The 9,191-nt window shown below is 73.7% G+C and carries 6 protein-coding genes (1 of these 6 running past the window's edge); 4 read left to right on the top strand and 2 right to left on the bottom strand.

The window, feature by feature from the left end; genetic code table 11:
* Positions 1-894, top strand: partial view of a phosphoenolpyruvate--protein phosphotransferase gene (gene ptsP / locus ACMATS_RS32040; protein WP_390779258.1) — the 3' portion only. The gene continues 777 nt to the left of window position 1, outside the view; only the last 894 of its 1,671 coding nucleotides appear in the window; the start codon falls outside the window, past its left edge; the stop codon is at positions 892-894.
* 67 nt (positions 895-961) lie between these two features.
* Here ptsP and ACMATS_RS32035 read toward each other — a convergent pair whose 3' ends face one another.
* Both ACMATS_RS32035 and ACMATS_RS32030 read right to left on the bottom strand, forming a co-directional pair.
* Complete coding sequence (locus ACMATS_RS32035; protein ID WP_414169858.1) at positions 962-1,846, bottom strand: hypothetical protein; 885 nt, start codon at positions 1,844-1,846, stop codon at positions 962-964.
* Between the two features lie 74 nt (positions 1,847-1,920).
* Positions 1,921-3,933, bottom strand: coding sequence for an acetoacetate--CoA ligase (locus ACMATS_RS32030; protein ID WP_414169857.1), 2,013 nt, complete (start codon positions 3,931-3,933; stop codon positions 1,921-1,923).
* Between the two features lie 207 nt (positions 3,934-4,140).
* On the opposite strand from ACMATS_RS32030, the gene ACMATS_RS32025 reads away from it, so the two are divergent.
* From ACMATS_RS32025 to glpK, 3 genes are all read left to right on the top strand, one after another.
* The gene (locus tag ACMATS_RS32025; protein WP_414169856.1) at positions 4,141-6,648 is read left to right on the top strand and encodes a glycoside hydrolase family 31 protein; all 2,508 of its coding nucleotides are present in this window, start codon (positions 4,141-4,143) and stop codon (positions 6,646-6,648) included.
* A 3-nt stretch (positions 6,649-6,651) separates the two neighbouring features.
* Complete coding sequence (locus tag ACMATS_RS32020; RefSeq protein ID WP_390779254.1) at positions 6,652-7,446, top strand: M15 family metallopeptidase; 795 nt, start codon at positions 6,652-6,654, stop codon at positions 7,444-7,446.
* A gap of 78 nt (positions 7,447-7,524) precedes the next feature.
* Positions 7,525-9,036, top strand: coding sequence for a glycerol kinase GlpK (gene glpK / locus ACMATS_RS32015; protein WP_414169855.1), 1,512 nt, complete (start codon positions 7,525-7,527; stop codon positions 9,034-9,036).
* Positions 9,037-9,191: the final 155 nt, after the last annotated feature.

Raw genomic sequence — 9,191 nt, 5'->3', positions numbered from 1 at the left:
AAGGTGCCGCTGCTGGCGAACGTCGGCGGTCCCGGCGATGTGCCGGCGGCGGTCGAGGCGGGTGCCGAGGGCGTCGGTCTGTTCCGTACCGAGTTCCTCTTCCTGGACGACAGCAAGCAGGCGCCGTCCGAGGCCAAGCAGGTCGAGGCGTACCGCAAGGTGCTGGAGGCGTTCCCCGAGGGCCGTGTGGTCGTGCGGGTGCTGGACGCGGGCGCGGACAAGCCGCTGGACTTCCTGACGCCGGCCGACGAGCCGAACCCGGCGCTGGGCGTGCGGGGTCTGCGGACGCTGCTGGACCACCCGGAGGTGCTGCGCACGCAGCTGACCGCGCTGGCCAAGGCGGCCGAGGGGCTGCCGGTCTACCTCGAGGTCATGGCTCCGATGGTGGCCGACCGCACGGACGCGAAGGCGTTCGCGGACGCGTGCCGGGAGGCCGGTCTGCAGGCCAAGTTCGGTGCGATGGTGGAGATTCCGTCCGCCGCGCTGCGGGCGCGTTCGATCCTGCAGGAGGTCGAGTTCCTTTCGCTGGGGACCAATGACCTTGCGCAGTACACGTTCGCCGCGGACCGTCAGGTCGGTGCCGTGTCGCGGCTGCAGGACCCGTGGCAGCCGGCGCTGCTCGACCTGGTCGCGCTGTCGGCGGAGGCCGCCAAGGCCGAGGGCAAGAGCTGCGGCGTGTGCGGCGAGGCCGCTTCGGACCCGCTGCTGGCCTGTGTGCTGACGGGTCTGGGCGTGACGAGCCTGTCCATGGGCGCCGCGTCGATTCCGTATGTGCGGGCCACGCTGGCCAAGCACACGCTGGCGCAGTGCGAGCGTGCGGCTGCGGCGGCGCGGGCCACTGACTCGGCCGAGGAGGCGCGGCTCGCCGCGCAGGCGGTGCTGTCCGGCGAGTGAGCCGGCCGTGGCCGATGCATGACCGATGAAGGGGTGCCCCACCACACCGGTGGGGCACCCCTTCTCGTCATTCGAGGTCGATCTCCGGTGCTTCCCTGTACTCGACTCCGTGCTCGGGCGGTACGGGCTCGCCCGTGACGATGTCGGTGCAGTAGGCGGCGAAGACCTCGCCCTCGGTCAGCGGCCTCAGGGTGCCGTCCGCCATGCCCCAGCCGCAGACCGTCTCCGCGCCGTGGGCGAGGGTGCGCACGACGATCGCGCCCGAGCGCTCCACGGTCAGGCCGGCCGCCACGACGGTGCAGAAGACCAGGGCGTCGGCCTCGCCCAGTTCAACGGTGCCGCACGCGTCGACGTCGACATCGAGCACGCCGACGAGCGGGACCCCGCCGGGGCCGGGGACGGTGCACACGAGGTGGTGGTGTCTGCCCCATCCGAAGGCCTCGACGATCCGGCGCAGGGCGCGGGTGGCCCGGACGAACGCGGCTTGGCCGACGTCCTCGCCGCAGGAGGTGCAGCCGCCGGAGCGGGCGATGAGGTCGGAGGCGTACTCCCACGTGGCCTGTTGCGCCGTCTCGTCGACGAGGCGGGGCAGCAGGCGGCGGATGGGCTGGCCCTCGTAGGCGACGGTGGTTCCCGCCGCCGCGACCTCGGCCGTGTAGCGGTTGCGGCTGGCGGGGGTGTCGGGGTCGAGGTGCTCTTCCGCGCAGAACTCCTCGTACCCGGCGGGGTCGAAGAGGGCGACGCTGGTGTGCGCGCCCCGGGCGGTGCGGGTGCGCAGCAGCCTTTCCATCTGCCGTAGATACGCAGCGTGGTCGCCGAAGATCGGGAAGCTTCTGTACCGCCTCATGGTGGCGAAGTCGCGTTCGTCGGCCAGGACGGCCACTGTGCCGGTGACTTCCCTGCTCAGCAGCCGTCGGTCCCTGTCCTTGCCCTGGTGCGCCATGTCCGTCATCTCCCCCTCGACGCGAGTGATATGTGCTCACTCACCGTAATCGGGGGCACTGACAACGCCGCCGCGCCCAGGGCTCAGCCGCGGCGTTCGCGCGCCAACTGCTCGTAGAAGTCCAGCAGTCCGACGTTGTCGACCGAGCCCGGATTGATCGCTTTCTCCAGCGGTGTCCCCTGCAGCAGCCGCTTGACCGGCACTTCGATGCGCTTGCCGGTGAGGGTGTGCGGGACGGCGGGCACCTGGATGACCTCGTCGGGGACGTGGCGCGGGGAGAGCTGTTCGCGGATGGTGCGCTTGATGCGGTCGAGGAGGGCGTCGTCCAGCTGTGCGCCTGGGGCGAGATGGACGAAGAGGGGCATCCAGTAGCCGCCGTCGGGCAGTTCGACGCCGATGACGAGGGACTCGCGGATCTCGGGGAGGCGTTCGACGGCCTCGTAGATGTCGGCGGAGCCCATCCGGACGCCCTGCCGGTTGAGGGTGGAGTCGGAGCGGCCGTGGATGACGACGGTGCCGCGCGAGGTGAGGGTGATCCAGTCGCCGTGGCGCCAGACGCCGGGGAACATCTCGAAGTAGCTGTCGCGGTAGCGGCTGCCGTCGGGGTCGTTCCAGAAGCGGACGGGCATGGAGGGCAGCGGGGCGGTGACGACGAGTTCGCCGACCTCGTCGACGACGGGCCCGCCCTTCGGGTCCCAGGCCTGGAGGTCGGTGCCCAGGCAGGGGGCCTGGAGTTCGCCGACGTACACGGGCAGGGTCGGCACCGCGCCGGCGAAGCAGCTGCACACGTCGGTGCCGCCGCTGACCGAGGCGATCCACATGTCCGGGGAGACCTCGTCGTGGATCCAGCGGAAGCCGTCGGGCGGCAGCGGCGAGCCGGTGGTGGCGACGCAGGCGACGCGGGAGAGGTCGAAGTCGTGCCCGGGGCGGATCCCCGCCTTGCGGCAGGCCATCACGTAGGCGGCGGAGGTGCCGAAGAGGGTGGTGCCGGTGCGTTCGGCGATGCGCCACTGGGCGGCGGTGTCGGGGTGGCCGGGGCTGCCGTCGTAGAGGACGACGGTGGTGCCGGTGAGGAGGCCGGAGACGAGGAAGTTCCACATCATCCAGCCGGTGGAGGTGTACCAGAAGAAGCGGTCGCCGGGGCCCAGGTCGCAGTGCAGGGCGAGCTGCTTGAGGTGTTCGAGCAGAATGCCGCCCTGGGACTGGACGATGGCCTTGGGCAGGCCGGTGGTGCCGGAGGAGTACAGCACCCACAGCGGGTGGTCGAAGGGGAGCCGCTCGAAGACCGGCTCGGTGTCCGCGGCGGTGATCTCGTCCCACTCCAGTGCGCCCTCGGGGGCGGCGGTGCCGAGCAGCGGGATGTGCACGACGGCGCGCAGGGTGGGGAGTTCGGCGCGCAGTTCGGCGACGACGTCGGTGCGCTCGTGCCGCTTGCCGCCGTAGTGGTAGCCGTCGACGGTGAACAGGACGACGGGCTCGACCTGCTGGAAGCGGTCGAGGACGCTGCGGGCGCCGAAGTCCGGTGCGCAGGAGGTCCACACGCCGCCGACGGCGGCGGTGGCGAGCAGGGCGACGACGGCGTGCGGGACATTGGGCAGGTAGCCGCTGACCCGGTCGCCGGGGCGGACGCCGAGGCGGCGCAGGGCGGCGGCCAGGGAGCCGACCTGGCGGCGGAGTTCGGCCCAGGTGACGGCCTGCGGCTCGTGGGTCTCGTCCACGTGCAGGAGGGCGGGCTCGTCGGCGCGGGCCGGGTCCTCGGCCGTGCGCAGGGCGTGTTCGGCGTAGTTGAGGGTGGCACCGGGGAACCAGACGGCCCCGGGCATGCCGCGGTCGGCGAGGACGCGCTCGTACGGCGTGGAGAAGCGCACGTCGCACCACTCGGCCACGGCCTGCCAGAAGCGCTCCAGCTCGTCCACCGACCAGCGGTGCAGGGCCGCGTAGCTCGCGACGGGGTCGCCGGGGACGGGGGCGGGGGCACCGTGCTCGCGTGCGGCCCAGGCGTGGAAGAGGGTGACCTGGGCACGGGCGATGCGGTCCTCGCCGGGGCGCCAGAGGGGCTCGGGTCTGTCGGCGGACTGCTGCGGTGCGGTGGTCATCTGGCTGCTCCCGGCTGTACGCGTCGTGGGCGTCTGCGCGCACACGGGCGGGGTATGCGCGCGACGCGGCTGTCCAGGACGATGCCATGTGATCGACTCGGGCACCAGGGGTGTCGTTCGGGCACGCGTCGGACACCGGGTCCGGAGGGGGTGAACGGCAGTTGAACGGAGCACGGTCCCGGCGGCGGCGGTGGCAGGGTGAGCGGCATGGACGGTCGTGACCTGGTGCGAACGGTGAGGGCGGTCGGTTCGGCGCAGGGGCTGCGGTCCCTGCGCTCGGCGTGGCGGCGTCGGCAGGCGGATGCGGCGGCGCTGCCGCGGCCGGGCGGGGAGCGGGCGCGGGTGCCCGGCGAGGCGCTGGGCGCCGATCCCGGTCCGGGCGGCGGGGTGGTGCGGTTCGCGCGGTCGTCGTTGCGGGTGCGGGTGGCGGCGGGGGGTGCGGTGTTCTGCGGCTGGGACGGGGCCGCGCCGGAGCCGTCGTACGCGCTGGCCGGTGCGTGTCCGGAGGCGGACGAGCGGGCGGTGCTGGAGCCGGACACGGACGGCGGCTGGCGGGTGGTGTCGGAGCGGGTGCTGGTGGCGGTCTCGCGGCGCGGCGCGGTGGAGGTGCGCACGCCGGGCGGGGTGGTGCTGCGCCGGGATCTGCCGCCGCGCTGGTGGGAGCCGGTGGCCGGGGGGACAGGGGGTGTCCTGGGAGCCGGTGCGGGTCCTGCGGTGTCCGGCGCGGTGGGTCGCGAGGCGGGGCATCGCCCACCGCACCAGGCGCCGCAGGGCCCGGGCCGGCCTCCAGGACACCCCCCGGGTGCGGCGCGCTGGGTGCAGCGGTCGGAGGTGGCGGCGGACGCGCGGTTCTTCGGGCTGGGCGGCCGGGCGGCCGGGCCGCGGCTGCGGGAGGGCTCGTACCGGCTGTGGAACACCGATCCGGGCGGCGCCTTCGAGCCCGGGGACGATCCGCTGTACATCACGATGCCGGTGCAGCTGGTGGTGGCGGACGCGGGCACGCATCTGGTGTTCCACGACAACTCCTGGGACGGCAGGGTCACGCTGTGGGAGGGCGAGGAGGGGGCGGGCTCCGGGCACGACCGGCCGGGGCGCTGCGAGGTGCGGATGGACGGGGGCCCGGTGCGCTCGTGGGTGCTGGTGGGCACCCCGGCGCGGGTGCTGCACGGGTGGGCGGCGCTGACGGGCGCGCCCGCGCTGCCGCCGGCGTGGGCGCTGGGGCCGCAGCACGCGCGCTGGGGGTTCGGCAGCGAGCGCGAGGTGCGGCGGGTGGCGGCCGGGTACCGGGAGCGCGATCTGCCATTGTCGGCGGTGCACTTGGACATCGACCACTACCGGGGCCACCGGGTCTTCACCGTGGACCGCGAGCGGTTCCCGGACCTGCCGGGGCTGGCGGCGGACCTGCGGGCGCAGGGCGTGCGGCTGGTGTCCATCGTGGACCCGGCGGTGAAGGCCGAGCCGGGGCTGGCGGTGTACGACGAGGGGGCGGCGTCCGGCGCGTTCGTGAAGGACGCGCAGGGGCGGGAGGTGCGCGGCGAGGTGTGGCCGGGCGAGTCGGTCTTCCCGGACTTCACCGACCCGCAGGTGCGCTCCTGGTGGGGCGGGCTCTACGCGGAGCGTCTGGCGCAGGGCTTCTCGGGTTTCTGGCACGACATGAACGAGCCGGTCTCGTTCGCGCCGTTCGGCGATCCGTCCCTGCCGCGTTCGGCCCGGCACGCGCTGGAGGGACGGGGCGGCGACCATCGCGAGGCGCACAACGTGTACGGGCTGTCCATGGCGCGGGCGGGCTACGAGGGGCTGTGCCGGCTGCGGCCGCGGGAGCGGCCGTTCCTCTTCTCGCGCTCGGGCTGGGCGGGGATGCAGCGTTACGGCGGGACGTGGTCGGGCGACGTGGCGACGGGCTGGCCGGGGCTGCGGGCGTCGCTCGCGCTGGTGCTGGGGCTGGGGCTGTGCGGGGTGCCGTACTCGGGGCCGGACGTCGGGGGGTTCACGGGGTGGCCGTCGCCGGAGCTGTACCTGCGCTGGTTCCAACTGGGCGCGTACCTGCCGCTGTTCCGCACGCACTCGGCGATGACGGCCGGGCGCCGGGAGCCGTGGGAGTTCGGGCCGGAGGTGCTGGAGCACGCGCGGGCGGCGCTGCGGGAACGGATGCGGCTGCTGCCGTACTTCGTGACGCTTGCGCACCTGGCGCACCGCACGGGGGCGCCGTACGTGCGCCCGGTGTGGTGGCGCTCACCGGAGGACCGGGCGCTGCGCGACTGCGAGGACGCGTTCCTGCTGGGCGATGCGCTGCTGGTTGCGCCGGTGCTGGAGCGGGGTGCGGACCGGCGGGCGGTGCGGTTGCCGCGCGGGCGGTGGTACGACGTGGCGACGGGGCGGGCGCACGAGGGACCGGGGCAGGTGCTGCTGGACGCCCCGTTGTCGCGCATCCCGGTGCTGGTGCGGGCGGGTTCGGTGGTTCCGGTGGCCTCCGGCGGCGAGGGGCGGGTGGAGCTGGAGGTGTGGCCGCCGGCTCCGGGGCGCACGGGCGGCGGAGTGCTGATCGCGGAGGCGGGCGGGGGCCGGGAGACGCCCGAGGCGGTGCGTTTCACGACGCGGTGGCGGGACGGGGCGGTGACGGTCTGCCAGGAGGGGGCGCCGGAACCGGCGTATCCGGTACGGCTGCGGGGGCATTTGGGCTCTTCCCCCGGTCGGCCCGGGCCTGATAAGCCATAAGGCATGCCGAAGATACCGGTTCTTTCTCTCCTTTTCCGGGCATGCGTTCCGGCCCTTGCCGCGCTTCTCACCGTCACCTCCCTGCCCTCCACGGCGCGGGCCGTGCCGGCCGGGCGCCTGCCCGAGGGGTTCGTCGAACTCGCCGACGTCGACCCCACGATCGTCCAGGAGATCCGCTACGCCACGGTGCACAACTTCACCGGCCATCGCGTCGACGGCTATCTGCGGCCCCGTTGCGTCCTCACCCGCCCGGCCGCCGAGGCCCTGCACCAGGTGCAGCGCAGGCTGCGGCCCGCGGGGTACACGCTCAAGGTCTACGACTGCTACCGGCCGCAGCGGGCGGTGAACGACTTCGTGGCATGGGCGAAGGACCTGGACGACGTGCGGATGAAGGGCGAGTTCTATCCGCGCGTGGACAAGTCCCGGCTGTTCGAGGACGGTTACATCGCGGCGAAGTCCGGGCACAGCCGGGGCAGCACGATGGACCTGACGGTCGTGCGCCGCCCGGCGTATCCGACGCGCCCGTACGTGCCCGGTGAGCCGCTCGTGCCCTGCTACGCGCCGAAGGCGCAGCGCTTCCCCGACAACTCCGTCGACATGGGCACCGGTTACGACTGCTTCGACACGCTCGCCCACACCCTCGACCCGCGTGTCACCGGCCGGCAGCGGGCGAACCGGCTGCTGCTGAAGTCCGCGATGGAGCGGGCGGGTTTCGTCAACCTCGCCGAGGAGTGGTGGCACTACACGCTGCGGAACGAGCCGTTTCCCGACACGTACTTCGACTTCCCCGTTTCCTGACGTATCCGGCCTTGACGCTCCACCGGGCCCGCAGAACACTGCGCGGTGCCATTGCCGCGCCGCTCTCCGGGAGGGGTCATGACGGGCCCGTACGTCGCCGCGATCGATCAGGGCACCACCTCCAGCCGCTGCATCGTCTTCGACAGCCGGGGTGCGGTGGTCGCCGTCGACCGGCGGGAGCACCGCCAGATCCTGCCGCAGCCCGGCTGGGTGGAGCACGACGCGGCGGAGATCTGGGCGAAGGTCCAGGCCGTGGTGGCCGGGGCGCTGGCCGCCGCGGGGCTGCGGGCCGACGAGCTGAGCGCGCTGGGCATCACCAACCAGCGCGAGACGACGGTCCTGTGGGACCGCGCCAGCGGCAAACCGGTGCACAACGCCGTCGTCTGGCAGGACACCCGCACCTCGGCGCTCTGCCGTGAACTGGGCGGCGCCGAGGGGCAGGACCGGTTCCGCCGCACCACCGGGCTGCCGCTGGCCAGTTACTTCTCGGGGCCGAAGGCCGCCTGGCTGCTGGACCGGGTGCCGGGGCTGCGGCGGCGGGCGGAGAACGGCGAGATCGCCTTCGGCACCGTCGACTCCTGGCTGATCTGGAACCTGACGGGCGGCACGGACGGCGGGGTGCACGTCACCGACGTCACCAACGCCTCGCGCACGCTGCTGATGGATCTGGAGACCCTCCAGTGGGACCCCGCGATCCTGGAGGCGATGCGGATCCCCGAGGCGGTGCTGCCGGAGATCCGCTCCTCCGCCGAGGTCTACGGCCGGGCCGTGGGCCGGCTCGCCGGGGTGCCGGTGGCCTCCGCGCTGGGCGACCAGCAGGCGGCGGTGTTCGGGCAGACCTGCTTCGGAGTGGGCGAGGCCAAGAACACCTACGGCACCGGCAGTTTCCTGCTGCTGAACACCGGCTCCCGGCCGGTGCCGTCCAAGAGCGGACTGCTGACGACGGTGGGCTACCGGCTGGGCGGCGGCGCGGCGCCGGTCTACTGCCTGGAGGGGTCGATCGCCGTCACGGGTTCCCTGGTGCAGTGGCTGCGCGACCGGCTGGGCCTGATCCGGTCCGCGGACGAGATCGAGGCGCTGGCCGCGAGCGTGCCCGACAACGGCGGCGCCTACATCGTGCCGGCCTTCTCGGGCCTGTACGCGCCGTACTGGCGCCCGGACGCCCGCGGGGTGATCACCGGGCTGACGGCCTACGTCACCCGGGCGCACCTGGCGCGGGCCGTGCTGGAGGCGACGAGCTGGCAGACGCGCGAGGTCGTGGACGCGATGGTGCAGGACTCCGGGGTGCCCATCACGGCGCTGAAGGTGGACGGCGGGATGACGGTCAACGGGCTGCTGATGCAGCACCAGGCGGACGTGCTGGGGGTGCCGGTGATCCGGCCGGTGGTCTCCGAGACGACGTGCCTGGGCGCGGCCTACGCGGCCGGGCTGGCCACGGGCGTGTGGCAGGACCTGGACGAACTGCGGGCGCACTGGCGGCAGGACGTCGCGTGGCGGCCCCGGATGGCGACGGAGGCGCGCGAGCGGGAGTTTCGCCAGTGGCGGAAGGCGGTGGAGCGGACCTTTGGCTGGTGCGAGGGCGCCCCGTGAGGGGCGCGGGGCTGCTTCGATTTGCGGCTCCGCCGCGTGGGCGCGATCAGCCACGGCACGCCCGCAGTCGAAGTGCTCGGGGCTGCGCCCCGGACCCCTGGGGTGGTGCGTCGACTGCGGGCCGGTGGGGGCTGGTCGCGCAGTTCCCCGCGCCC

It is taken from the genome of Streptoverticillium reticulum, assembly GCF_047456005.1.
Classification (GTDB): domain Bacteria; phylum Actinomycetota; class Actinomycetes; order Streptomycetales; family Streptomycetaceae; genus Streptomyces; species Streptomyces reticulum.
The sequence above is the reverse complement of the archived record's forward strand: the minus strand, read 5'-3'. Positions and strand labels throughout refer to the sequence as shown.